Origin of the sequence: Pseudomonas sp. TH37 (assembly GCF_016650735.1) — a bacterium.
GTDB lineage: Bacteria > Pseudomonadota > Gammaproteobacteria > Pseudomonadales > Pseudomonadaceae > Aquipseudomonas > Aquipseudomonas farris.
On the sequence record NZ_JAEKFD010000006.1, the window covers coordinates 137,724 to 164,235 of the forward strand.

General features: G+C 60.3%; 21 protein-coding genes. 5 read left to right on the forward strand and 16 right to left on the reverse strand.

Translation table 11 applies throughout. The features are described 5' to 3' along the window. The first annotated feature begins 5 nt into the window (after positions 1-5). The 5 genes from JFU11_RS17100 (at position 6) to JFU11_RS17120 (ending at position 4,369) form a co-directional block, all read left to right on the forward strand. Complete coding sequence (locus tag JFU11_RS17100; RefSeq protein WP_123721592.1) at positions 6-284, forward strand: twin-arginine translocase TatA/TatE family subunit; 279 nt, start codon at positions 6-8, stop codon at positions 282-284. Between the two features lie 10 nt (positions 285-294). Next, positions 295-738 (forward strand): Sec-independent protein translocase protein TatB, encoded by a 444-nt coding sequence (gene tatB / locus JFU11_RS17105; RefSeq protein ID WP_201061459.1) that lies wholly within the window; start codon positions 295-297, stop codon positions 736-738. Further along, the gene (tatC, locus tag JFU11_RS17110; RefSeq protein ID WP_123721594.1) at positions 735-1,529 is read left to right on the forward strand and encodes a twin-arginine translocase subunit TatC; all 795 of its coding nucleotides are present in this window, start codon (positions 735-737) and stop codon (positions 1,527-1,529) included. Before tatB ends, tatC begins: the two co-directional genes overlap by 4 nt. Next, positions 1,526-2,233, forward strand: coding sequence for a 16S rRNA (uracil(1498)-N(3))-methyltransferase (locus tag JFU11_RS17115; protein ID WP_201061461.1), 708 nt, complete (start codon positions 1,526-1,528; stop codon positions 2,231-2,233). Before tatC ends, JFU11_RS17115 begins: the two co-directional genes overlap by 4 nt. A gap of 219 nt (positions 2,234-2,452) precedes the next feature. Beyond that, positions 2,453-4,369 (forward strand): methyl-accepting chemotaxis protein, encoded by a 1,917-nt coding sequence (locus JFU11_RS17120; RefSeq protein ID WP_123721596.1) that lies wholly within the window; start codon positions 2,453-2,455, stop codon positions 4,367-4,369. A gap of 183 nt (positions 4,370-4,552) precedes the next feature. Here the strand turns inward: JFU11_RS17120 and mdoH are convergent, their stop codons facing one another. The 16 genes from mdoH to hutU all read right to left on the reverse strand — a co-directional run bounded on the left by mdoH (position 4,553) and on the right by hutU (position 26,156). After that, positions 4,553-7,123, reverse strand: coding sequence for a glucans biosynthesis glucosyltransferase MdoH (mdoH, locus tag JFU11_RS17125; RefSeq protein ID WP_201061463.1), 2,571 nt, complete (start codon positions 7,121-7,123; stop codon positions 4,553-4,555). After that, positions 7,116-8,921: a glucan biosynthesis protein G gene (locus tag JFU11_RS17130; RefSeq protein WP_201121333.1), complete on the reverse strand. Its 1,806-nt coding sequence runs from the start codon at positions 8,919-8,921 to the stop codon at positions 7,116-7,118. The genes mdoH and JFU11_RS17130 overlap by 8 nt, the downstream gene beginning before the upstream one ends. A gap of 321 nt (positions 8,922-9,242) precedes the next feature. Then, positions 9,243-9,680, reverse strand: coding sequence for a D-aminoacyl-tRNA deacylase (gene dtd / locus JFU11_RS17135; RefSeq protein ID WP_123361149.1), 438 nt, complete (start codon positions 9,678-9,680; stop codon positions 9,243-9,245). Further along, positions 9,677-10,648: a prolyl aminopeptidase gene (gene pip, locus JFU11_RS17140; RefSeq protein ID WP_048396065.1), complete on the reverse strand. Its 972-nt coding sequence runs from the start codon at positions 10,646-10,648 to the stop codon at positions 9,677-9,679. The genes dtd and pip overlap by 4 nt, the downstream gene beginning before the upstream one ends. A 115-nt stretch (positions 10,649-10,763) precedes the next feature. Continuing rightward, a complete protein-coding gene (locus JFU11_RS17145; RefSeq protein WP_201061465.1) occupies positions 10,764-11,684 on the reverse strand; it encodes an alpha/beta hydrolase in 921 nt (306 codons plus the stop codon). 181 nt (positions 11,685-11,865) lie between these two features. Beyond that, positions 11,866-12,813, reverse strand: a complete 948-nt coding sequence (locus JFU11_RS17150; protein WP_123721599.1) for a choline ABC transporter substrate-binding protein — start codon at positions 12,811-12,813, stop codon at positions 11,866-11,868. A gap of 311 nt (positions 12,814-13,124) precedes the next feature. Beyond that, entirely contained in the window at positions 13,125-13,928 is an 804-nt protein-coding gene (gene hutG, locus JFU11_RS17155; RefSeq protein WP_201121334.1) for an N-formylglutamate deformylase, read from the reverse strand. A gap of 10 nt (positions 13,929-13,938) precedes the next feature. After that, positions 13,939-15,144: an imidazolonepropionase gene (gene hutI / locus JFU11_RS17160; RefSeq protein WP_201061467.1), complete on the reverse strand. Its 1,206-nt coding sequence runs from the start codon at positions 15,142-15,144 to the stop codon at positions 13,939-13,941. Between the two features lie 17 nt (positions 15,145-15,161). Further along, on the reverse strand, positions 15,162-16,571 hold the full coding sequence (locus JFU11_RS17165) for an amino acid permease (RefSeq protein ID WP_201061469.1): 1,410 nt from the start codon (positions 16,569-16,571) through the stop codon (positions 15,162-15,164). 151 nt (positions 16,572-16,722) lie between these two features. Beyond that, positions 16,723-18,255 carry a histidine ammonia-lyase gene (gene hutH, locus JFU11_RS17170; RefSeq protein ID WP_201061471.1) on the reverse strand — a complete coding sequence of 511 codons (1,533 nt, stop codon included), beginning with the start codon at positions 18,253-18,255 and terminating at the stop codon, positions 16,723-16,725. A 115-nt stretch (positions 18,256-18,370) separates the two neighbouring features. After that, positions 18,371-19,894, reverse strand: coding sequence for a histidine ammonia-lyase (hutH, locus tag JFU11_RS17175; RefSeq protein WP_201061474.1), 1,524 nt, complete (start codon positions 19,892-19,894; stop codon positions 18,371-18,373). A 169-nt stretch (positions 19,895-20,063) separates the two neighbouring features. Next, on the reverse strand, positions 20,064-20,894 hold the full coding sequence (locus tag JFU11_RS17180) for a glycine betaine/L-proline ABC transporter ATP-binding protein (RefSeq protein WP_201061476.1): 831 nt from the start codon (positions 20,892-20,894) through the stop codon (positions 20,064-20,066). Further along, positions 20,891-21,742, reverse strand: a complete 852-nt coding sequence (locus JFU11_RS17185; protein ID WP_030129253.1) for a proline/glycine betaine ABC transporter permease — start codon at positions 21,740-21,742, stop codon at positions 20,891-20,893. Before JFU11_RS17185 ends, JFU11_RS17180 begins: the two co-directional genes overlap by 4 nt. Before the next feature lie 71 nt (positions 21,743-21,813). Next, positions 21,814-22,782: an ABC transporter substrate-binding protein gene (locus JFU11_RS17190; protein WP_123721606.1), complete on the reverse strand. Its 969-nt coding sequence runs from the start codon at positions 22,780-22,782 to the stop codon at positions 21,814-21,816. Between the two features lie 68 nt (positions 22,783-22,850). Beyond that, complete coding sequence (locus JFU11_RS17195; protein ID WP_201061477.1) at positions 22,851-24,323, reverse strand: cytosine permease; 1,473 nt, start codon at positions 24,321-24,323, stop codon at positions 22,851-22,853. Between the two features lie 150 nt (positions 24,324-24,473). Continuing rightward, positions 24,474-26,156: a urocanate hydratase gene (hutU, locus tag JFU11_RS17200; RefSeq protein WP_123721608.1), complete on the reverse strand. Its 1,683-nt coding sequence runs from the start codon at positions 26,154-26,156 to the stop codon at positions 24,474-24,476. Between the last annotated feature and the right edge of the window lie 356 nt (positions 26,157-26,512).

Here is a 26,512-nt window from a genome sequence, read left to right on the forward strand (position 1 = left end):
GCAACATGGGCATTTTTGACTGGAAACACTGGGTCGTCATCCTGGTTGTCGTGGTGCTGGTGTTCGGCACCAAGAAACTGAAAAACCTCGGCACTGACGTGGGCGAGTCGATCAAGGGCTTTCGTAAAGCCATGAACGACGACGAGAAACCGGCTGACCCGACAGCGACCCCGGCCCAACCGGTTCCACCTGTTCAGCCACAGACCACACAGTCCGTGAACCCGCCGCACACCATCGACGTGCAGGCGCAAAAAGTCGAAGAGCCGATCCGCAAAGACTCGTGAGCACTGACTAATGTTTGGTATCAGCTTCTCTGAATTGCTGCTTGTCGGCCTCGTCGCCCTGTTGGTGCTGGGCCCCGAGCGTCTGCCGGGCGCTGCGCGCACCGCCGGCCTGTGGGTTGGGCGGCTGAAGCGCAGCTTCAACGCGATCAAACAAGAAGTTGAACGTGAAATCGGTGCCGACGAGATTCGCCGGCAACTGCACAACGAGCACATTCTGTCCCTGGAGCAGGAGGCGCGGAAGATTTTCACGCCAACTCAGCAGGAGCCGACGCTGGTGGAACCTGTCGCGACGCAGACGATTCATGCGCCAGCGGCTGAGGCTATGCCGGTGGCTGCAGCCGCTGAACCTGCACCTGCACCTGCACCTGCAACTCCAGTAGAACCTGTTGCTCCTGCCGCCGCGCCGACAACACCGGCGCCTCACGACACCACTTTGCCGCCGCGAGCCCCATGAGCGATCTCCCCGAAAACGACCAGCACATGCCGCTGGTTTCGCACCTCACCGAGTTGCGCACTCGCCTGCTGCGTTGCGTAGCGGCGATCTTCATCATCTTCGCCGGGTTGTTCGCCTTCACCCAGCAGATCTACACCTTCGTCTCCACGCCGCTGCGTCAGTACCTGCCGGCCGGTGCGACAATGATCGCCACCGACGTGTCCTCGCCATTCCTGACGCCGCTGAAACTGACCATGATGGTCTCGCTGTTCCTGGCGATCCCGGTGATTCTGCATCAGATCTGGGGCTTCATCGCACCGGGCCTGTACAAGCATGAGAAGCGCATCGCCGTGCCCTTGCTGGTATCGAGCATCATGCTGTTCTATACCGGCATGGCGTTCGCCTATTACCTGGTGTTCCCGCTGATCTTCAAGTTCTTCGCCGCCGCCACCCCGGCCGGCGTGGAAATGATGACCGACATCAGCAGCTACCTCGATTTCGTCATGACGCTGTTCTTCGCCTTCGGCGTGGCGTTCGAGATTCCGGTGGCTGTGGTGCTGCTGGTGTGGATCGGCGTGGTCAACGTCGCCTACCTGAAGAAAATCCGCCCGTACGTGATCATTGGCTGCTTCGTGGTCGGCATGATTCTGACGCCACCGGACATCTTCTCGCAGACGCTGTTGGCCGTACCGATGTGGCTGCTGTTCGAGATCGGCATCCTGTTCGGTAGCCTGATCAGCAAGCGCGGCGAACACCCGGACGATCAGCCGGCTGACGATCACAACGACCAGCCGCCAGCGACTCAAGCGTGAACCTGCTGCTCCTCGAAGAGGCCGACTTCATTGCGGCCGACCGGGCGATTCTGCGCGATCGCCGGTTGACTCATATGCAGGAAGTCCACCGCTCGGTGGTGGGCGACAGCCTGCGGGTCGGGCGTATCGGCGGCCTGATGGGCTCGGCCGAGTTGCTGCGCCTGGACGCCGATGAAGCCGAGTTGCGCGTCACCCTCGACCAGCCGCCACCGGCCAAGCTGCCACTGACTTTGGTGCTGGCGCTGCCGCGACCGAAAATGCTCCGTCGGGTGTTTCAGACCGTGGCCGCCATGGGTGTGCCGCGCATCGTGCTGGTGAACAGCTATCGCGTTGAGAAGAGCTTCTGGCAAACCCCATTCCTGGAACCCGAGGCGATTCGCGAGCAGTTGATCCTGGGTCTTGAACAGGCTCGCGACAGCGTGCTGCCGGAAGTCGTCATCGAGAAGCGCTTCAAGCCCTTTGTCGAAGATCGTTTGCCGGCCATTACCGAAGGCACCCTCGGTCTGGTCGGCCATCCCGGTAACTACCCGCCCTGCCCTCGTGGCCTGAACGAACCCGTGACCCTGGCCATCGGCCCCGAAGGCGGCTGGATTCCCTACGAAATCGATTTGCTGGGCAAGGCCGGCCTGCAACCGGTGCAACTTGGCGACCGCATCCTGCGAGTCGAAACCGCGGTCACTGCGCTGCTGGCACGCCTCTTCTAACCCCAGACACTTACCCTGTGGCGAGGGAGCTTGCTCCCGCTCGGCTGCGAAGCAGTCGTAAAACCGGTGAATGCGGTCTTGCTGGTAAAAAGCGGTGGCCGCTTCGCGCCCAAGCGGGAGCAAGCTCCCTCGCCACAAGTGTTTACTCGCCTACAGATCCCTGCCAGCCGGCCGATACAGTTCCCATAAAACCGATTAATGGTCCGAGGGAGTTGCAGCATGTACCGTTGGCTAGCCGAGAAACTGGGAAACGTAAGCGTCAATCGCAAACTAGGTATCGGCTTCGGTCTGGTGCTGCTTCTGACCTTGTTGATCACCTTCACCGGCTGGACCGGTCTGAGCGGTGTGATCAGCCGTGGCGATACGCTTGGGTTTATTTCCAGCCTCAATGAGCTGACCAAAGACCTGCGCCTCGCCCGCATGGATTACGACATGCGCCGTGGCGAACAAGGCCCGGGCGCTGTCAACGAGCTGATCGGCCAACTCGAAACCGGCCTGAAAACCGCCCGCACGCTGATCGAACAGCCTGCCGACGTGGCAATGATCGACCAACAATTGGCCGCGGTCAGCGAATACAAACGCGCCTTCGCTGATATGACTCAGGCCACCGCTACCCGCGAAAATGCTCGCAGCAAACTGGGCGCCACCGCCGATAACGCCGTGGCCCGTGTCGCCGAAGTCGAAAATTCCTTGTTGCAAGGCGACAGCGTCGCTCAGTTCAACAGCGTGATCGACCTGAGCAAGCTGATCCAGCAAGCGCGTTTCCAGGTCCGCGGCTATACCTACAGCGGCAAACCCGAGGCCGAGCAGCCTGCGCTGGACGCCATTGGCAACGCTCTGAAAAACCTCGAAAGCCTGCCGTCTCAACTGCCGGAACAACACATCGATAACCTGCAACAGGCGACCGACTCACTCAAAGCCTATCGCGCGGCTGTCAGCCAGTTCCGCGACTCCCAGGTCGCCAGCGCTGCCGCCCTCAAACGCATGAGCACGCAAGGCGACATTCTGCTCGACCTCAGCAAAAAGCTCACAGTCTCGCAAACCGTCGTGCGTGACACCGATGCGGCACACGCCAAAAACTTGTTGCTGATGGCCACCGTCCTCGCGTCGGCCTTTGGCTTGTTCGCGGCTTGGGCCATCACTCGCCAGATCGTCATTCCGCTGAGCCAGACCCTCAAAGTGGCCGAGCGTGTCGCCGCGGGCGACCTGACTCACAACCTGACGTCCGAACGCCGGGACGAACTGGGTCAGTTACAGCGCGCCATGCAGAGCATGACCCTGGGCCTGCGAGATCTGATCGGTGGCATCAGCGATGGCGTGACCCAAATCGCCAGCGCCGCTGAAGAGCTGTCCGCCGTCACTGAGCAGACCAGCGCCGGGGTCAACAGCCAGAAGGTCGAGACCGATCAGGTGGCCACCGCCATGCACGAAATGACCGCCACGGTGCAGGAAGTCGCGCGTAACGCCGAGGAAGCATCCGAAGCTGCCGTCGCCGCCGACCAGCAGGCCCGCGAGGGTGACCGGGTGGTTGGCGAAGCCATCGCCCAGATCGAGCGCCTGGCTACCGAAGTCGGTAACTCCACCGAAGCCATGGGGCATCTGAAGCGCGAAAGCGACAAGATCGGCAGCGTGCTCGACGTGATCAAGTCCGTGGCCCAGCAAACCAACCTGTTGGCGCTCAACGCCGCCATCGAAGCCGCCCGCGCCGGTGAAGCCGGGCGCGGTTTTGCGGTGGTCGCTGACGAAGTCCGCAGCCTGGCCCAGCGCACCCAGAAGTCCACCGAAGAAATCGAAGAGTTGATCGTCGGCCTGCAAACCGGCACTCAGCAAGTCGCGACCATCATGGACAACAGCCGCAGCCTGACCGACAGCAGCGTCGAACTGACCCGTCGCGCCGGCAGCTCGCTGGAAAGCATCACCCGCACCGTGTCGGCGATCCAGTCGATGAACCAGCAGATCGCCGCCGCTGCCGAGCAACAGAGCGCAGTGGCCGAAGAGATCAACCGTAGCGTGCTGAACGTGCGTGATGTGTCCGAGCAGACCTCGGCCGCCAGTGAAGAGACCGCGGCCTCCAGCGTCGAACTGGCGCGGTTGGGGACGCATTTGCAGATGCTGGTGGGGCGGTTCAAGGTTTGAGCTGATGCGGGCATCCCGGTTCGCTTGAAACCGGGGTGATGCAATCGCGGGCAAGCCCGCTCCCACAGGATCTGTGCCGAACACAAAGTTGGGTTCAGTCAGATCAACTGTATGAGGCGTTCCCGGCAGCGCGTGGGAATGATCATCAGCCAAAAAAAAACCCCGCTTTCGCGGGGTTTTTCATTAGGCCAACTGAGGCTGCACGCTCACAGGCTTGAGCGGCAGCAGCGGCGCATGGGGATCGGCATCCACCGATGTGCGCCAGGCTTGTAGCCACTCGGCATGACCTTCGTTCCAGACTTGCTCATGCAAGCGACCCAGTGCCACCGGATCGCTCAGCAGGGCCACACGCTCGTCGTTGGTCAACCCGGCAGGCCCGACCTTCATCGCATGGCGAACCCGCTCGATACGCAGCCATTCGATCGGCTCTGCCTGACGGTGACGGGACGTCGCCAGCGCGCACGCCAAGGCGTTCTGTTGTGGATCGACCACTGCCCGGACGAAGCCGTCGTTCAGCGCATGCCAACGGTTTTCGTGGGTGTACTTATCGGTCGCCAGCAACGCCTGTGGCGGATTGTATTCCTCAGGGATCAGGAACAGGCTTTCGTCACGGGACTTGAGGCCCAGGCCGACACGGCTGGAGATCACCGATACCGGGATCGACAGCATCAGCGAACCGACAATCGGCACCAGCCACCAGAGGAAGCTCGGGTTCAGCCAGATCACCAACAGCGCCCAGAAGAAGCCCAGCAAGGTTTGCGGACCGTGGCGTTTTACCGCTTCGCTCCATGGCGTGGAGTCATCGTCACGTTGTGGCGAGTTCCAGGTCGCGGCCCAGCCGAGGAACGCGGCGAGTACGAAACGGGTGTGGAAAATCATCCGCACCGGCGCCAGCAGCATGGAGAACAACATCTCCAGCAGCATCGACAGCGTCACCTTGAACTTGCCACCGAACTCTTTCGCGCCCTTGGCCCAGATCAGGATGATGCTCAGCAACTTCGGCAGGAACAGCAGCACGATGGTCGTCGAGAACAGCGCAATCGCCTTGTCCGGCTGCCATTGTGGCCACAGTGGATAGAGCTGACGCGGTTCCAGGAAGTATTGCGGCTCCATCAACGTGTTGACCGCCAGCAAGGCCGTCGACAACACCAGGAACAAGAACCACAACGGCGCAGACAGGTACGACATCACGCCGGTCAGGAACACCGCACGGTGCACCGGGTGCATGCCCTTGACCAGGAACAGCCGGAAGTTCATCAGGTTGCCGTGGCACCAGCGACGATCACGCTTGAGTTCGTCCAGCAGGTTCGGTGGCAGTTCTTCGTAGCTGCCCGGCAAGTCGTAGGCAATCCATACGCCCCAGCCGGCACGGCGCATCAGCGCAGCTTCGACGAAGTCGTGGGACAGAATCGCACCGGCAAACGCGCCTTTACCGGGCAACGGCGCCAGGGCGCAGTGCTCGATGAACGGCTTCATGCGGATAATCGCGTTGTGACCCCAGTAGTGGGATTCGCCCAACTGCCAGAAGTGCAGACCGGCAGTGAACAGCGGACCGTACACACGCGTGGCGAACTGCTGCATACGCGCATAAAGGGTGTCCATGCCCGACGCACGCGGCGCGGTCTGGATGATCCCGGCGTCCGGCGTGGCTTCCATCAGGCGCACCAGACTGCTCAGGCATTCGCCGCTCATCACGCTGTCGGCGTCGAGTACGACCATGTACTTGTAGTCACCGCCCCAACGACGGCAGAAGTCGTCGAGGTTGCCACTTTTACGTTTTACGCGGCGGCGACGGCGACGATAGAAGATCTTGCCGAAGCCTTTGCCTTCACGGCAGACATCCAGCCAGGCCTGCTGCTCGGCAACGCAGATGTCGGCGTCATTACTGTCGCTGAGCACGAAAAAGTCGAAGCGATCCAGATTACCCGAGGCCGCAACCGACTCGAAGGTCGCCCGCAAACCGGCGAACACCCGCGGCACGTCTTCGTTGCAGATCGGCATCACCAGTGCGGTGCGTGCGTCTTTGGCGATCGGCTCGTTACCGGCGCTGGCGCCGGAAATGCGGTACTTGTCACGGCCGGTGATCAACTCAAGGAAGCCCATCAGCGCGGTCCAGAAACCAGCCGAAACCCAGCAGAACAGAATCCCGAACATAATCAGAATGCTGGTTTGCAAGGCATATGGCAGCACCTGCGTGGCGGTTTGGGTCAGAGGTTGATGCAGGACTTCTTCAAGATCGACGAACGACCAACCCTGGTACGGCATGATGCCTTTCATGTACCAACCGGCGACGATCGTCTGACCGAGCATCAGCACCAGCAGAATGTAGCGTCGGATCGAACCGACGGTGCGCCAGCGAGCCGCTGGCAGCACGTTCTCATCCTTCGGCGGGGCCGGCGGATTGGTGCGCCCCGTCAGCCGACGCCAGCCACGCACCAGAATGTTGGTGCGCCACGGCTCGGGCACGACTTTGGTCCGACGGATCGGTGGGGTTGCCTTGAGGCAAACCCGACCGCTGGCGTCGAGCACCAGCATTTCTGCGTCCGCCAGTTCTTCGGCGGTGTTCAGGGTCAGGCGCCGGCCGACCGAGGCTTGAGCAGCCTCGGTCGGCGCGTCGAACGTCGAGGACGAAAGACGTTCGTGCAGTTCACTGAAAGACTTGCAGCCCGCGAGTTCCGCGCGCTGCTCGTCGCTCATCGGCAAATGCGCCAGATATTCGGCAAGCGTTTGTGGCTGTACTTGTGAATTACTCATCGGCGGGCAACTGATAGCTCCAGGTCTCGGTCAGGACTTGTTCAGTCGGTGCCGATTCCGTTGTGGCTGGGGCCGCTTCGGCAGCGACAGGCTGCTTGGCGTCTTTGTTGTCCTTGTCCTTTGTATCCTTGACTTGCTGGGCTTGTGTTTCAGCCTGCTTGGCTTCCTTGTCCTTCTTCTCCTGCTGCCGGGCGGCGATCTTGTCGGCCTTGGCAACGGAAGAACTGGACGCTGGTGCCGCGGTCTTGAGCGCCTCGGCAGGCGTGATGTTCTTGACCAGTGCTGCGCGCATCTCGGTGGACTTGCTTGGATCCTTGATCTTCATCCGCAGGGTCAGGCGCCAGCCCTTGGTTTCAGGGTTGTAACGGACGCTGTTCTCGACCAGTTCTGCGTTGTCACCAACACTCACCTGGCTACGCACTTCAGCATTTTCCGGCAGGACTTGCAGGGACGGGCCTTCGAAATCCACCAGATAGGCCACGCTGCCGTCCGGCTGACGAATCAGGTTCGACTGCTTGACGTCACCCGTGGAACGCAGGGTCTGTTGAACCCAGGCGCTGTCCGGCGAATGCAGGGAGGCTTCGTCGATGGTCCAGTGCATGCGGTATGCAACGTCCAGGGACTGGCCAGGCTCAGGCAGTTTTTCCGGGCTCCAGAAAGCGACAATATTGTCGTTGGTTTCGTCAGCGGTAGGAATCTCTACCAGATCGACGGAGCCTTTGCCCCAATCGCCTTTCGGTTCGATCCAGGCACTTGGGCGCTTGTCGTAGCGGTCATCGAGGTCTTCGTAGTGACTGAAGTCACGGCCACGTTGCAGCAAGCCGAAACCGCGCGGGTTCTCGATCGAGAAGTTACTCACGGACAGGTGTTTCGGATTGTTCAGTGGACGCCAGATCCATTCGCCGTTACCAGCATGAATCGACAGGCCGCTGGAATCGTGCAGTTCGCGACGGTAGTTCAGCACTTTCGACGGCTGGTTGGCGCCGAACAGGAACATGCTGGTCAGCGGCGCAACGCCGAGTTTGGCGACCTTGTCACGCAGGAACATCCTGGCCTTGACGTCGACGACCGTGTCGCTGCCCGGACGCAGGGTCAGGCGATAGGCACCGGTGGCACGCGGCGAATCCAGCAGGGCGAAGATCACCAGGTGCTTGTCGCCCGGCTTCGGCTGTTGAATCCAGAACTCGGTGAAGCGCGGGAACTCTTCGCCGGATGGCAACGCGGTATCAATGGCCATGCCGCGAGCGGACAGACCGTAGGTTTGCCCCTTGCCGATGACGCGGAAATAACTCGCGCCAAGCATCGTCATGATTTCGTCTTGCTTGTCGGCCTTGTTGATCGGGTACAGCACACGGAAACCGGCATAACCCAGCTGTTCAGTGGCTTTAGGATCGAACTTCACGTCGCCGAAATCGAAACGACTTGGGTCGTATTTGATCTCTTCGACGGTGTTGGCCGTGATTTCGTTGATCTTCACCGGCGTATCGAAGTGCATACCCTGGTGATAGAACGAAAGCTTGAAGGGGGTTTTCTGGTTCGCCCATTCGGCTTTTTCCGTGAGGAACCGAATTTTTTGATAGTCAGCGAATTTCATTTCGCGAAATTCATTCGGCAGGTTACTGCGCGGGGCTTCGTACTTTTGCCCGGCCAGCTCTTTTGCCTTGACCGATACGTCATCCAGATTGAATGCCCAAAGTTGGCCGGCGCTGAACAGGCAGAGCAGTGCAGAGCCTGCTACCAGAGCGCTTCGAAACCGTTTGGCAGACAATTTTGGTGCATTACAGGGACTAACAATCACGAGCAACCCTCGCCGAAAACAGATCAAAAAACCAACGGCCAGTTAAAGTGCCAGCACGGTGTGCGGTGGAAAAAAACCGACCCTGCGAACGACTCTTGCCAAGTTGGCGAGCATTGTTCCGACTCCTATGGGGCAAAATGATTCCCCAACAGGTCTCGGACAAGTCTCTACCTAAGTCAAAACGGACCAACGAACGCCGATCCCCGTAGCGCGCGATTATCTAGCAGGCCGCGTTACAACGCATCAGGGGGAACCAAGTATTTATCGGGAAAAGCCCCCGTTTTCAGTCGAAATGCCCTTAAAAAGATGTTTCAAGTGCTTTCACGTCTGTAACAGGAAGGTTACCGGGCCATCATTGACCAGGTGCACCTGCATATCCGCGCCGAATCTACCTGATGCCACAGTGCCATGCACCTGTTTCGCTTTACCCAATAGATAGTCGAACAGCTCCTCACCCAAAGCAGGAGGTGCCGCGGTCGAAAAACTGGGGCGCAACCCGTTTTTGGTGTCGGCGGCCAGGGTGAACTGCGAGACCAGCAGCAACCCACCGCCTACGTCCGCCAGGGACAGATTCATCTTGCCCTCGGCGTCACTGAATACTCGATAGTTAAGCAGTTTATGCAGAAGTTTGTCGGCGCTGGCCGGAGTATCGTCGGGCTCGACCGCCACCAGCACCAGCAACCCCTGATCTATCGCCCCAACCACCTCCCCCGCAACCTCGACTCGCGCGCCACGCACGCGTTGCAGCAGGCCCTTCATGCTTCGTCAGGCGACAAGTTGAGCATACGACGGGCCATCAGATCAGCGGCGCGTACCAAGGCATCGGTGATACCCGATTCGGACGCTGCATGACCGGCGTCGCGAATCACCTGCAATTCGCTGTTCGGCCAGGCCTGATGCAATTCCCAGGCGTTGTCCAACGGACAGATCACGTCATAACGACCATGGACGATAACGCCAGGCAGGTGGGCGATCTTGGCCATGTCACGAATCAGTTGGTTCGGCTCGAGGAAAGCATTGTTGGTGAAGTAGTGGCACTCGATACGGGCGATGGACAACGCACGCTGAGGCTCGGAGAAGCGGTCGACCACCAGCGGATTCGGCCGCAGGGTGGCGGTGCGGCCTTCCCACATGGACCAGGCTTTGGCCGCGTGCATCTGGGCGATCTGATCGTTGCCGACCAGGCGTTTGTGGAACGCCGAGAGTAAGTCGTGGCGTTCGTCCTGCGGGATCGGGGCGATGTAGTCCTGCCAGTAATCGGGAAACAGGCGACTGGCGCCACACTGGTAGAACCACTCGATTTCCTGGGGACGGCAGAGAAAAATCCCGCGCAGAATCAAACCGTGCACGCGTTCCGGATGGGTTTGCGCGTAGGCCAGGGCCAGGGTCGAACCCCAGGAGCCGCCGAACAGCACCCATTTGTCGATGCCCAGGTGCTTGCGAATCCGCTCGAGGTCGGCGACCAGATCCCAGGTGGTGTTGTTTTCCAGGCTGGCGTGGGGCGTGGAGCGACCGCAACCACGCTGGTCGAAGGTGACAATGCGATACAGGTTCGGATCGAAATACCGGCGGCTCTGGGCATCACATCCGGCGCCAGGGCCGCCGTGGATGAACACCACCGGCAAACCTTCCGGCGAACCGCTTTCGTCGACATACAGCGTGTGGGTTTTATCGACAGCCAGATCGTGCCGGGCGTGGGGTTTGATCTGCGGGTACAAAGTCTGCATTGCGCGCTCCGTAAGGGGTCGAGGTCATCCCTGGGGGGACTTCTATTATTCTGCCGTCCGGCATCATAAACCCGAATTACTTCAATGAGCATGCCCCTTGCAGCGTCAGAGTTTGTCAGCTCGTTTTCTCAGCCAAATAGCCGAGCAGGGTTTCATAGAGTCGGTCGACCTCGGCGACCTGCCCCCGCGCCCGCAAACAGCCGTGAACCAGCCCTTCCCCGCAATAAAGCGTTGCGCTCACGCCTGCTGTGTTGAGTCGCTCGGCGTAAAACACGCCGTCATCGCGCAGCGGGTCGAACTGCGCCACTGCGATCAACGCCGGTGGCAGACCGCTGAAATCGTCGGCGAGCAAGGGCATCGCATAGGCACCCGGTTGTCGGGTACCGCCTAAATACAACGCGTGATAACAATCCAGATCGCTGCTGCTGAGCAATGGTGCATCGGCGCATTCGCTTCGCGACGGCAATCGGTGATCGCCGCCCAGTCCCGGATAGATCAGAACTTGCGCGCATGGCATTGGCTCGTTGGCATCGCGCAAAGCGAGGCACAACGCAGCGGCGAGATTGCCGCCAGCGCTGTCGCCTGCCACCAGGGTCCGCGCAGGGTCGAGTTGAAACGGTCCCGCGCGCAGCGCGCGCCAGACACTCAGGCAGTCCTCGAACGCCGCCGGGAACGGACGCTCCGGCGCCAACCGATAATCGACGGCGATTACCATCACCCCGAGCACTGACGCCAGTTCGGCGCAGATGAAGGCGTGGGAATCCAGATCCCCCACCACCCAACCGCCGCCGTGCAGATACACGATGCACGGCCAACCGTTGGTCGACGGCGGGACCGGCGGTTGCCAAGAGCGTACGGCCACGCCTGCCAATTGGAAGTCGACCACCTCAAGCCCCGCAGGACACGGTGGGGTAAACGCCCGGCACATCTCGCTGTAGGCCTGACGCAGGCCGGTGAGGCTGCTGTCGGTGCTGTTGAAACTGAGGGTTTTCTCGACGAAAGCCGCCATGTGTTCAGAGAGTGGATAAGGAGCCATGAGCCTGCAGCCAGCCAAATAGAGGAAATCAAAAAATTTGAACGACGCAAATCCTGTGGGAGCGTGGCTTGCCCGCGAAGAATGCACCGCGGTTTTTCAGGTATTACGCGTCATCGTTCTTCGCGGAGCCACGCTCCCACAGGTTCTGCGCCCCCTCGCCACAGTGATCCCGCTCGACCAGTCAGTTTTTCAAACTGGCCTGAACGGTTGCTACTCCCTCCTTGCCATCAAAACTGCTGACACCTGCCAGCCAGCGCTGAAGATCTTCGGGATGATCACGCAGCCACTGTCTGGCGACATCCTGCGGCGTCTTGCGCTCCATGATTGGCACCATTAATTGGCTTTCCTGGGCCGCGGTAAAGGTCAGGTTTTCCAGCAGGCGGTTCACGTTCGGGCAGCGCTCGGCATAGTCCGGCGCGGTCACGGTGGAAACGGTCGCCGCACCTTCGTTCGGTCCGTAGACGTCTTCGCTGCCGGTCAGGTAGGCGATGTTCATGTTGATGTTCATCGGATGCGGGGTCCAGCCGACGAACACCACGAACTCCTTGCGATTGACCGCCCGCTGAACGGCGGCAAGCATGCCGGCCTCACCGGACTCGATCAGCTTGAAATCCTTCAAGCCAAATTGATTGGTCTCGATCATGGTTTTGATCGTGGTGTTAGCACCGCTGCCCGGTTCGATGCCGTAGATCTTGCCGCCAAGCTGATCCTTGAATCTGGCGATGTCGGCGAAGGTTTTAAGGCCCGCCGCCGCAACGTAGTCAGGCACGGCAAGGGTCGCCTGGGCATCCGAGAGGCTCGGTTTGTCCATGACCTTCACTTGATTGGCGGCCACGAACGGCGCGATGTTTTTATCCATCGCCGGTTTCCAGTAACCGAGGAAGATATCGAGGCGTTTGTCGCGGATGCCGGCGAAGATGATTTGCTGCACGGCGCTGGTTTGCTTGCTTTCGTAGCCGAGGCCGTTGAGCAACACGTCAGCCATGCCGCTGGTGGCGATGACGTCGGTCCAGTTGACCACGCCCATGCGTACGGTCTTGCAGGAAGCGGGGTCGTTGGCGAAAACGCTGGTGCTCAGGAGAGCCGTGCCGCAGAGGATTGAGAGACAGCGGGTGAACAGTCTTTTCATCGGGAGAGTCTCGTGCGGCAGATTATTGTGAGGGCCGGTGTCTTCGTGCACCGTGCCCAGAACATTACGCAGCGTCGAGAGGGTAAAAGCGCCCTGTGGCGACCGTGTTTTGCACGGTGGCGACTGTCCTGATGCGTTATCAAGGCGAACACCAATCTGTGGCGAGGGAGCTTGCTCCCGCTGGGTTGCGAAGCAGCCCCCAAACCATTCAACCGAGTTTTATCAGATACGCCCGACCAGCCAGGTTTACGACGGCTTCGCCGCCGAGCGGGAGCAAGCTCCCTCGCCACAAAGGCCCGCTCGCCACAGGGTTATGCGCTGTAGTGCTTTGCGCCCCACGCCAGCAGCCCTTGCAGCAATTCCCTGAGCACCACTTGCGTCGGCGCCGCCAGGTCCGGGCGATAGCGGAATGGCTCGAACTCTTCCATGTACGTGCACTGACCCAACTCCAGTTGCACCGCATGGATGTTCTCGGCCGGGTTACCGTAATGCCGGGTGATGTGCCCGCCCTTGAAGCGACCGTTCAGCACATGGCTGTAATCGAGGTGCTTCGCGCAGATCGCTTCGAGTTGAGTGGCCAACTGTGGATCGCAACTGGCGCCGTTGAAGGTGCCGAGGTTGAAGTCCGGTAGCTTGCCGTCGAACAGGTGCGGGATGATCGAGCGGATCGAGTGCGCATCGAATAGCAGTGCGTAGCCGAACTCGGCTTTCAGCCGCGCCAGTTCTTCCTGCAAGGTCCGGTGATACGGCGCCCAGATCTGCTCCAGATAAGTCGCCCGCTCTGCGGCCGATGGCTCCAGCCCTTCGCGGAACAACGGAATACCGTCGAACAGCGTCGCCGGGTACAGACCGGTGGTGGCGCCAACGTACAAAGGCTTGTCGTCGGACGGTCGGTTCAGGTCGATGACAAACCGCGAGTACTCGGCCGCCAGGGTGCTGGCGCCCAGCTCGGCGGCGAATTCGTAAAGCCGGGGGATGTGCCAATCAGTGTCCGGCAGGCTTTTCGCGTCGGGAATCAATCCCGCTTCGACCACTGGGGTCAGGCGCAGGCCGGCGTGGGGCATGCTGATCAGCAGCGGCACGCGGCCTTGTTTGAAGTTCAGAACCTTATCCACAACTGCTCTCCTAAACGCTTATTTCGACGCCGTGACGCACGACGCGCTTTTCCAGGTCGCCGCCCAGCCAGTACGACAGGTCGGCCGGTCGATCAATCTGCCAGGCGACGAAGTCTGCGACTTTGCCGGCTTCCAGCGAACCGTGAGTCTCGGCCATGCCCAGCGCGGTGGCGGCATGAATCGTTGCGCCAGCCAGGGCTTCTTCCGGGGTCATGCGGAAACAGGTGCAGGCCATGTTCAGCATCAAGCGCAACGACAGCGCCGGCGAAGTGCCCGGGTTGAGGTCGCTGGCGATGGCGATTTTTACGCCGTGTTTGCGCAGGGCTTCCATCGGCGGCAATTGGGTTTCCCGCAGGAAGTAGAACGCGCCGGGCAGCAATACCGCGACCGTGCCGGACTTGGCCATGGCGATGGCGTCGTCTTCGGTCATGAATTCCAGATGATCGGCGGACAATGCGTGGTAACGCGCCGCCAGGCTCGAACCGTGCAGCGACGACAATTGCTCGGCATGCAGCTTCACTGGCAAGCCGAGGTTCTGCGCGGCGACGAAAACCCGTTCGACCTGTTCCGGCGAAAACGCCAGGTACTCGCAGAAAGCGTCCACCGCATCCACCAGCCCTTCGGCCGCCAGGGCCGGAAGCATTTCGCTGCAGATGTGATCGATGTAAGCGTCGGCGCGATCAACGTATTCCGGCGGCAAGGCGTGGGCAGCCAGGCAAGTGCTGCGCACGTTGACCGGCAGCTCGGCGCCAAGACGGCGGATGACCCGCAGGATCTTGCGTTCGCTGGCCAGGTCCAGACCGTAGCCGGACTTCATCTCGACCGTGGTCACGCCGTCGCGCATCAGGCTCTTCAGACGCTTGGCAGCGCTGGCGAACAGCTCGTCTTCAGTCGCCGCGCGAGTAGCGCGCACGGTGCTGGCGATGCCACCACCGGCCGCTGCGATTTCCGCGTAGCTGACGCCTTGTAGACGTTGCTCGAATTCATCGCTGCGGTTGCCGCCGAACACCGTGTGGGTGTGGCAGTCGATCAGGCCCGGAGTCACCCAGGCCCCTTTAAGATCATTGACTGCCGGGTACTCGCCTGACGGCAGTTCGCCGCGCGGACCAATCCACTCAATGTGCGCACCTGACGTCACGATAGCCGCATCCTCGATAATCGAGTAGACGCCTTGCGCCATGGTTGCGACGTGGCAGTGTTGCCAGAGAGTTTTCATCCTTGGCCTCCGTTAGGTTATCGATGAGAAAAAGAAGGTTCCCGCTCCACCAGTACTGCCTTCCCTGCCGCCGGTTTCACCCACGTCAGGTACGCCAGCACCAGCAATACAATCCAGACCACGCCGACGATCAGAGCCGCCTGGGTATCCGGGAAATAGCCCAGCACACCGAAAATGAACAGCATGAAAGCAATCGCCGCCATCGGCGCATAAGGCCAGAACGGCACCGGGAATTTCAGTTGTGCGACCTGCTCGGCGTTCATGGAACGACGCATCGCCACCTGGGTGAACAGAATCATCAGCCAGACCCACACCGTGGCGAAGGTTGCGATGGAGGCGATCAACAGAAACACGTTTTCCGGAATCAGGTAGTTCAGCAGCACGCCCAGCAGCAGCGCGGCACTCATCACCACCACGGTCATCCATGGCACGCCATTGACCGACAGGCGGGCGAAGCCCTTGGGCGCATGCCCTTGCTGGGCCAGACCGTACATCATCCGGCCCGCGCCGAAGATGTCACTGTTGATGGCCGACACCGCCGCCGAGATCACCACAATATTGAGGATGGTCGCCGCCGAACTGATCCCGAGGTTGTCGAAAATCTGCACGAATGGACTGCCCTGGCTGCCAATCTGCTGCCAAGGAAAGATCGACATCAGCACAAACATCGTCAGCACGTAGAACAGCAGGATACGCAACGGTACGGCATTGATCGCCCGGGGCAGCACGTGCTGCGGGTCTTTGGCTTCACCCGCCGTTACGCCGATGATTTCAATGCCGCCAAACGCAAACATCACCACGGCAAACGAAGCGACCAGGCCACCTACGCCGTTGGGCATAAAGCCGCCATGGCTCCAGAGGTTGCTGATGTCGGTCGCCTGGGCGCCGGGCGCGGTGCTGATACCGAACAGCATGATGCCGAAGCCACCCAGGATCATCGCAACGATGGCCGCGACCTTGAGCAGCGACAACCAGAATTCCATTTCACCGAAGACTTTGACGTTGCACAGGTTCAAGCCGCCGACCACCGAAACGATGCCGAGTACCCAAATCCAGCGAGCGACTTCCGGAAACCAGAAGCCCATGTAAATACCGAACGCGGTGACGTCGGCCATACCGACGATGACCATTTCGAACGCATAGGTCCAACCGAGGATGAAGCCTGCCATCGGCCCCAGATAGGTGCTGGCGTAATGGCCGAAAGAGCCGGCCACCGGGTTATGCACCGCCATCTCGCCGAGGGCGCGCATGACCATGAACACCGCCGCGCCACCGATCAGGTAAGCGAGCAATACCGCAGGCCCGGCCATTTGAATGGCCGAGGCAGAACCGTAGAACAGCCCGGTGCCGATAGCCGACCCCAGCGCCATGAAGCGAATATGTCGGGCAGAAAGCCCGCGTTTCAATCCCTTTTCTGGCTGTTGCATTTCTCGTCCTTAATTATTTTTATTGGCGACATGATCGTTCCCACGCTCTGCGTGGGAATGCAGGCCCGTGACGCTCCGCGTCACTGGACGCGGAGCGTCCCTAGAGGCATTCCCACGCGGAGCGTGGGAACGATCATCAGAGAAGGAGCCATTACAGGCTAGGCAACAACTTCGCCGTAACCAGCTCATTCAGGCAACGCGTGGCCAACAACTCGCTCGCCGCATTGATGTCCGGTGCAAAGAAACGGTCTTTCTCATAAAACGGCACTTCAGCCCGCAAAATCGCCCGGACCTTTTCCAGTTTGGCCGAGGTTTTCAGACCTTCACGCAGGTCGAGACCCTGAGCCGCCGCCAGCCATTCCACTGCCAGAACCCCACGCGTGTTTTCCGCCATTTCCCACAGACGCTTGCCCGCCGCCGGTGCCATGGACACGTGGTCTTCCTGGTTGGCCGACGTCGGCAGACTGTCCACCGAGTGCGGATGAGACAGCGCCTTGTTCTCACTGGCCAATGCCGCCGCGGTCACCTGGGCGATCATGAAGCCGGAGTTCACGCCGCCATTGGCCACCAGGAATGGCGGCAGTTGCGACATGTGCTTGTCCATCATCAGCGAGATGCGGCGTTCGCTCAGGGAACCGATTTCAGCGATGGCCAAAGCCATGTTGTCGGCGGCCATGGCCACCGGCTCGGCGTGGAAGTTACCGCCGGAGATCACGTCACCTTCAGCGGCGAACACCAGCGGGTTATCGGAGACAGCGTTGGCTTCGATGGCGAGCACTTCGGCGGCCTGACGGAACTGGGTCAGGCAGGCGCCCATGACTTGCGGCTGGCAGCGCAGGGAGTACGGGTCCTGGACCTTTTCGCAGTTCTGGTGCGAGTCGGATACTTCGCTGCGCTCGCCCAGCAGATCGCGGTAAGCGGCAGCGGCGTCGATCTGGCCTTTCTGACCGCGTGCGGCATGAATGCGTGCATCAAACGGCGAGCGCGAGCCCAGCACCGCTTCAACAGTCATACCACCAATGGCCAGGGCACCAGCAAACAGATCTTCGCCTTCAAACAAGCCACGCAGAGCGTAAGCGGTAGAAACCTGAGTACCGTTGAGCAGCGCCAGACCTTCTTTGGCAGCCAGGGTCAATGGGGTCAGACCGGCGACTTTCAGCGCTTCGGTTGCTTCCATCCACTCGCCTTTGTAGCGCGCCTTACCTTCGCCCAGCAGCACCAGCGACATGTGGGCCAAAGGCGCCAGGTCACCGGATGCACCCACCGAACCTTTCAATGGAATGTGTGGGTAAACCTCGGCGTTGATCAGGGCGATCAGCGCGTCGATCACTACGCGACGAATGCCGGAGAAACCACGGCTCAGGCTGTTGACCTTGAGCACCATGACCAACCGCACCAAGGCGTCGCTGATCGGCTCGCCAACACCGGCGGCGTGGGACAGCACCAGCGAGCGCTGGAGGTTTTCCAGGTCTTCGCTGGCGATGCGGGTCGAAGCCAGCAGGCCGAAACCGGTGTTGATGCCGTAAGCAGTGCGGTTCTCGGCGAGGATCTGTTCCACGCAGGCAACGCTGGCTTCGATCTGGGCCGAGGCACTGTTGTCGAGGGTGATTTTGACCGGTTGCTGATAAACATCACGCAGTTGGGCAAGGCTCAGTTGGCCGGGAATCAGGTTTAGCGCAGTCATTTCGTGCTCCTTTTGAGAGTTTGTCATTAACTCACCAGACGCTCCGGAGATGTCCGTTGTCCGTCGCGTCTCGCCTTCTGGGGAGCCGCGCCTTGGCACGCTGGTGTGGTGGAAATCAGTTCAGGTTCGGTAACACTTTGTGCAGCAAAATCGGGTCTTTCAAAACGGCGGCGGCACTGGCGATGTCCGGTGCCAGCCAGCGGTCCTGGTCGTAGGCCGGAACTCGTTCGCGCAGCAGACGCCACGCGGCATCGGTACCGGCGCCGAAGCGTTGTTCTTTGAGGAATTCAAACGCCTGGGATGCCAGCAAATACTCAATGGCGAGGATCTGCGTGCAGTTTTCCAGCGCGCGATGCAGCTTCAGCGCCGCGTTGGTGCCCATGCTCAAGTGGTCTTCCTGCAAGCCCGAGGTGACGTAGTTATCGAGCACCGCCGGTTGCGCCAATTGACGGTTTTCCGCACACAGGGACGCGGCAACGTACTGGACGATCATCATCCCGGAATTCACCCCGGGGTTGGCCACCAGAAACGCCGGCAGACCGCTGACATGCGGGTTGATCAAGCGGTCCAGCCGACGCTCGGCGATGGAGCCGATTTCGGCCATGGCGATCGCCAGCAAATCCGCCGCCAATGCCACTGACTGACCGTGCGGGTTGGCTTGGGATACCACCCGGAAGTTGTCCGGCGTGCCCAGCAACATCGGGTTGTCGGTGACAGAATTGAGTTCGGTTTCGATCTGCTTTTTCGCGTGCTCAAGTTGATCGCGAGCGGCGCCGTGGACTTGCGGGATCGAGCGGATGCTCAATGCATCCTGAGTACGAATACCTTTGCTGCTGGCAATCACTTCACTGCCATCAAGCAACGCCCGCAGGTTGATGCCGACTTGCTGCATGCCTGGATGAGGTTTGAGCGCGATGATCTCGGCATCGAACGCGGCGATCTGACCGCGCTGGGCTTCGAAGCTCATGGCACCGATCACATCGGCCCACTGCACCAGACGCGTCGCATCGGCAATTGCCAGACAGCTGAGACCGGTCATGCATGGCGTGCCGTTGACCAGGCACAAGCCATCTTTGGCGCCGAGCTGAACCGGTTGCAGACCTTCCTCGCTCAACGCCTGCTGCGCGGAAACGATCTGTCCGCGATAGCTGACATTGCCGACACCCAGCAGCGTGATTCCGATGTGGGCCATGTGGGTCAGGTAGCCCACCGAACCCTGGGACGGCACTTGCGGGGTGATGCCACGATTGAGCAGAGCCAACAGGCCTTCGACCACTCGGCGATGAATGCCGGATTTGCCATGGCTATAGTTGCGAATAGCGGCGCAGATGATTGCGCGGGTCTGTTCGTCGGCCAATGGCGCGCCGACGCCACAGGCGTGACTGAGCAAGGTGTTGCGCGACAATTGGCTGAGTTGTTCGCCTTTGAGCGAGACGTTGCACAAGGCGCCCAGGCCGGTGTTGACGCCGTAGGCACGCTCGCCGCTGGCGACAATGCGCTGGACGATCGCCTGGGCGTTTTCGATCCGCGCCCAGATCTGGGGCGACAGCTCGAGCTGCGCGCCGTGACGAGCGACTGCGACCACATCCTGCCAGCGCAACGGGGCGTCGGCGATAACGATTTTTTCAGCCTGGGACATCATTAACCTCGTGCGTACAACCTGAATATTGATGCAGCTTTACCGGCGCCATCGCGGGCAAGCCCGCTCCCACAGTGCTCTGTTGTGTGAAGAAAATTTGTGCAACACAACCAATCCCTGTGGGAGCGGGCTTGCCCGCGATGAGGCCCGCCCGATCACCGCAAATTTCTCAAACCACCGCAGCTCGCCGCTGTACAAACCGGTCCACATACTCATCCGCCGGCGAATGCAGGATCTCTCGTGGCGTGCCGACCTGAATCAGGCGGCCATCCTTGAGGATCGCGATGCGGTTGCCGATACGCACAGCCTCGTCGAGGTCGTGAGTGATGAAGACGATGGTCTTGTGCAGGGTCTTTTGCAGTTCCAGCAATTGGTCCTGCATCTCGGCACGGATCAACGGGTCGAGGGCGCTGAACGCCTCGTCCATCAGGATGATGTCGGTGTCAGCCGCCAGGGCGCGAGCCAGGCCCACACGCTGGCGCATACCGCCGGAAAGCTGATGCGGGTATTTGTTTTCGTAGCCCTTGAGGCCCACGGTGTTGATCCAGTGCAGCGCACGCTCGGAGCACATTTGCTTGGTCTCGCCACGCACTTTCAGGCCGTAGGCGACGTTATCCAGCACGGTCTTGTGCGGCAGCAGGCCGAAGCTCTGGAACACCATGCTGATCTTGTGCCGGCGAAATTCGCGCAGGGCTTCCATGTCGTATTGCAGGATGTCCACGCCGTCCACCAGGATCGCGCCGCTGGTGGGGTCGATCAGGCGATTGAAGTGGCGCACCAGGGTCGACTTGCCGGAACCCGACAAGCCCATGATCACGAAGATCTCGCCGGTGCCGATGCTCAGCGACAGGTCGTTCACGCCAACCACGCAGCCGGTTTCGGCCAATACCTGGTCTTTGGTCTTGCCTTGGCCAATCATGCCCAGCGCATCCTTGGAGCGGCTGCCGAAAATCTTGAAGACGTTTTTGACTTCGATCTTGCTGATGGCTTCGTTGCTCATTTGCTCACCTCATGCCGTGGCCGACCATACGCCTGAGTAATGCGGTCGATGACCACTGCCAGAATCACGATCGCCAGACCGGCCTCAAGCCCACGTCCGACGTTGAGGGTCTGAATCCCCACCAACACATCTTCACCCAAGCCACGGGCACCGATCATCGAGGCGATCACCACCATCGACAGGGCCATCATGGTGGTCTGGTTGATCCCGGCCATGATGCTCGGCAGAGCCAGCGGCAGTTGCACGCCAAACAGTTGTTGCCAGCGATTGGCGCCGAAGGCGTTGATCGCTTCCATCACTTCACCGTCGACCTGACGAATACCCAGATCGGTCAGACGGATCAGCGGCGGCGCGGCGTAGATCACCGTGGCGAAAATCGCCGGGACCTTGCCCAGGCCGAACAGCATCAATACCGGAATCAGGTACACGAAACTCGGCATGGTCTGCATGATGTCCAGCAGCGGCATCAGCACCGAACGCAAGCGATTGCTGCGCGCCGAGAGAATGCCCAACGGAATGCCGATCAGCACCGAGATGACCGTCGCCACCATCATCAGCGCCAGGGTCTGCATCAGCTTGTCCCAGAGGCCGACCGCACCCACCAGGAACAGCAGACCGACGATGACCGACGTGGTCACGACTTTGCGGGTCGCGTGCCAGGCAACGCCCGCCACGATCGCCAGCATCAGCCACCAAGGCGCCGCACGCAGCAGCCCTTCGAGATTGACGATGGCCCACAACAGGGTGTCGGAGATGCTGCGGAACACATCGCCGTAGTTGGTGACCAGCGAATCGACCCAACTGTTGACCCAGTCGGCGATGGAAAAGGTAAAGCTTTCGGGAAACATAAAAAGACTCTCAATCAAGGGGTTGCGATCAAGCATCCGACTGCCGTTGCCGACAGTCGGAGAGACTCAACCTACAAGGCCGCGTCGATCTTTTTGGCTGCGTCTTCGCTCACCCACGCGTGCCAGACTTCAGGATGTTCCTTCAAGAAGATCTTGGCCAGTTTTGGCGATTCGATCCGCTCTTTGGCCATGCGCCCGAGGTTCTGATTCAGCAGGTCGATTGGCAGGTTGACCTTTTCCAGCACAGCCACCAGTTCCGGGGCTTGCTCGTGGAAGGTCTTGGACAGGCCGACCTTGATGGTCACTTCCTTGTTCACGCCTGGTTTCTCTTCGAGTTTCACCAGGTCAACCTGGCCCATCAGCGGGGTTGGCGACCAGTAGTAGAACAGGATCGGCTCGCCACGTTTGTAGCTCGACAGCACCGCGGCATCCAGTGCCGGACCGGTGCCCGGACGGAAGTTCGTGTAGGTGCTTTCCAGACCGTAGCTTTTCAGCATTTCGCTGTTGTCCAGCTCACAGGTCCAGCCGGCCGGGCAGTTGTAGAAACGGCCCTTGGATGGCTCTTCCTGATCCTTGAACACGGCAGCGTATTTGCCCAGATCGGCGATCGCTTTCAGGTCTGGGGCTTTTGGCTCCAGCTTGCGCTTGGTGTCGCCTTCGATCACGTAACGCGGCACGTACCAGCCTTCGACAGCACCCACGACAGGCGCGCCGACACCGACAACCTTGCCGGCCTTCTCGGCCTTGTTCCAGACCTCGCTACGACCGACCCACTCTTCGGCAAACACTTGAATGTCGTTGCTGCTCAGGGCGTTTTCCATGGTGATGGAGTTGCCTGGCAGGCTGTCGGTCTTGCAGTCGTAGCCTTTCTCCAAGACGATTTGCATCACGTCGGTCAGCAGCATGGCGCTTTCCCAGTTCAGGCCGGCGAACTTCACCGGTTTGCCTGATTCGCACCAGCCAGCCGCCTGAGTGGCACCAGCACTGGCCAACAGGCCCATGGAAAGCAATGTGGTCAGCAGGGTCTTGTTCGATTTCATTGTTTGACGCTCCTAATCATGAGTTGGCTTACGGCAGTCAAGAGGCATCCAGCCCTGTCCACGTCCAATCAGGCCTGCGCCGCAGCGCGACCGGCCCCGCTTGTTATAGGTGCTGCATCGCTGTCCTGCTCGACTGGCAGAATCAGGTGATCGGGTACTGCGCTGTGCCATTTTTTTGCGCACACGTAATACAGGCCTGCGGGAAGCACCAGACCGATGATCCAGGAAATATCCACACCCCCAAGGGCGTCCACCAGCGGACCGGTGTAGAACTTGGTAGAGATGAACGGCAGTTGCACCAGCACACCGAAGACATAGACGCTGATACCGAGAGGGTTCCAACGGCCGTAGCGACCGTTCGGATCGGCCAGCGCCGGCACGTCATAGCGCTCGCGAGTGATGCAGTAGTAGTCCACCAGGTTGATCGCGCTCCATGGCGTGAAAAAGGCCAGCAAAAACAGGATGAAGGACTTGAACGCACCGAGGAACGAGTGCTGACCGAGCAATGCGATCAGGGTCGCAGTGCCGACGATGACCAGCACGAAGACCAGACGCTGCAAGCGCGTTACCCGCAGGTCACCACGGAAACCGCTGATGACGGTCGCAATGCACATGAAGCTGCCGTAGGAGTTCAGCGTGGAGATGGTGACCTTGCCGAACGCGATGCTGAAGTACAGCAGCGCAGCGGTGGCACCGGTACCGCCCAGACCCACGATGTAGGCCACTTCGTGGCCGGCGAACTGCCCGTTGGCCGAGGCGGCCGCAAGCACGCCGAGGATCATCGCCACCTGTGCGCCAATGACCGAACCGGCGCCAGCGGCGAAAAAGGTCTTCACCGAGGAAGTCTTGCTCGGCAGGTAGCGTGAATAGTCAGCCACGTAGGGGCCGAAGGCGATCTGCCAGGACGCTGCGAGCGACACCGCGAGCAGAAAGCTGGTCCAGCTGAAGTGGCGGATTTGCAGGAGTGCGCCGACGTCAGTCTGGCTCATCAAGCGACTGAACAGGTAAACGAAGGCAATCACGCCAATGACGCTGGCGACACGGCCGATGAAATGAATCACTCGATAACCGAGCACCGTGACCAGCACGATGACGCTGGCGAAGATGAGGATCCCGACGCTGTCGCTGACGCCAAACAACTGGCCCAGCGCCTGGCCGGAAAGCACCGTGCCCGTTGCGGTGAAACCGAGGTACATCAGACACACCAGCACGATCGGGATGGCCGCGCCATACACGCCGAACTGTACCCGGCTGGAGATCATCTGCGGCAGGCCAAGCTTGGGCCCTTGCGCCGCATGCAGCGCCATTACGCCACCGCCGAGCAGTTGACCGATCAACAGACCGATCAACGACCAGAACACATCACCGCCCAGCACCACGGCCAGGGCCCCGGTGACAATCGCGGTGATTTGCAGGTTGGCACCCATCCACAGGGTGAACTGGCTCAACAGACGACCGTGTCTCTCCGCTTCCGGGATGTAGTCGATCGAACGTTTCTCGATCAACGGTTTACTGCCTGCACGATCGCTGTTAACAGCCATGATTCAACCTCTGTGGATTGTTATTCGGTGTTGGTTGTTTCTCTGTAGGAGCTGCGTAGGAGCTGTCGAGTGAAACGAGGCTGCGATCTTTTCAAGATCAAAATCAAGATCAAAAGATCGCAGCCTTCGGCAGCTCCTACAGGGCAAGCATTACTTGCCGGTAATCATTGGCAGGTTCAGACCCTGCTCCTTGGCGCAGTCGATTGCGATCTGGTAACCCGCATCGGCGTGACGCATGACACCGGTAGCCGGGTCGTTGTGCAGTACGCGAGCGATACGCTCGGCCGCTTCGTCAGTACCGTCGCAGACAATCACCATGCCCGAGTGCTGGGAGAAGCCCATGCCGACGCCGCCGCCGTGGTGCAGGGAAACCCAGGTCGCGCCGCTCGCGGTGTTGAGCAGAGCGTTGAGCAGTGGCCAGTCGGACACGGCGTCGGAACCGTCCTGCATCGATTCGGTTTCGCGGTTCGGGCTGGCTACCGAACCGGAGTCCAGGTGGTCGCGACCGATCACGATTGGCGCGGACAATTCACCGCTGCGAACCATTTCGTTGAACGCCAGACCGAGCTTGGCGCGCAGGCCCAGGCCAACCCAGCAGATACGTGCCGGCAGCCCCTGGAAGCTGATGCGCTCACGGGCCATGTCCAGCCAGTTGTGCAGGTGGGCGTCGTCCGGAATCAGTTCTTTTACTTTGGCGTCAGTCTTGTAGATGTCCTGCGGATCGCCCGACAGCGCAGCCCAACGGAATGGACCGATGCCACGGCAGAACAGCGGACGGATGTAAGCCGGTACGAAGCCTGGGAAGTCGAACGCGTTCTCGACGCCTTCTTCCTGAGCCATCTGACGGATGTTGTTGCCGTAGTCGAAGGTCGGAATACCCATTTTCTGGAAGTCGAGCATCGCTTTAACGTGCACGGCCATGGACTGCTTGGCGGCTTTGACCACGGCAGCAGGCTCGGTCTTGGCACGAGCGCGGTACTCTTCCCAAGTCCAACCGGCCGGCAGGTAGCCGTTGAGCGGGTCGTGGGCGCTGGTCTGGTCGGTGACCATGTCCGGGCGCACGCCGCGCTTGACCAGTTCAGGCAGAATTTCAGCCGCGTTGCCCAGCAGGGCGATGGAAATCGCTTTGCCTTCTTTGGTGTATTTGGCGATGCGGGCCAGCGCGTCGTCGAGGTCGGTGGCTTGCTCATCGACATAGCGGCTGTTCAGGCGGAAATCGATGCTGACCTGCTGGCATTCGATGTTCAGCGAGCAAGCGCCGGCCAGGGTTGCGGCCAATGGTTGCGCGCCACCCATGCCGCCGAGGCCTGCGGTCAGGACCCAACGACCTTTCAGGTCATCGTTATAGTGTTGGCGACCGGCTTCGACGAAGGTTTCGTAGGTGCCCTGAACGATGCCCTGGCTGCCGATGTAGATCCAGCTGCCGGCAGTCATCTGGCCGTACATGGCCAGGCCTTTGGCGTCGAGTTCGTTGAAGTGTTCCCAGCTCGCCCAGTGTGGCACCAGGTTGGAGTTGGCGATCAGTACGCGCGGGGCGTTGCTATGGGTCTTGAACACGCCGACCGGCTTGCCGGATTGCACCAGCAGGGTCTCGTCGTCGTTCAGGTTGGTCAGGCTTTCGACGATCTTGTCGTAGCATTCCCAGTTACGTGCCGCACGACCGATACCACCGTAAACCACCAGTTCTTTAGGGTTCTCGGCGACTTCCGGGTCGAGGTTGTTCATCAGCATGCGCAGCGGCGCTTCAGTCAGCCAGCTTTTGGCGGTCAGCTTGTTACCGCGGGCAGCGCGGATTTCGACGTCACGGTATTTAGTGGGCTTATTGTCAGTCACGAAAAAGACTCCTCATCAATCAATCCAAACCAACCCTGGCGGTGGGCAAGCCAGCCTGTGCGCGTCAAAGCGACACAAGCGAATCAGTGGACGTTGCGAGGAGTCTCGATCGACTCATACGCATACGTCTTTACTTGTACATACAAGCATATGCAATCAAGCGGCCAACTTGCTGAATGGGTGTTCAAGAAAAGTTTTGAAGGGGCTGGAAAGCCCGTAGATCAAGGGTTTTAACGGAGATGAAATTTTTCGGGGGGATTTTGCGCGAGGACGACGGCTGTTACTTGAGCGTGGTTTTGCGCCACGCTGGGGCGTTCGGTAACAAAGTGGTGCGCGATGGGAAACGCTGAAAAGCA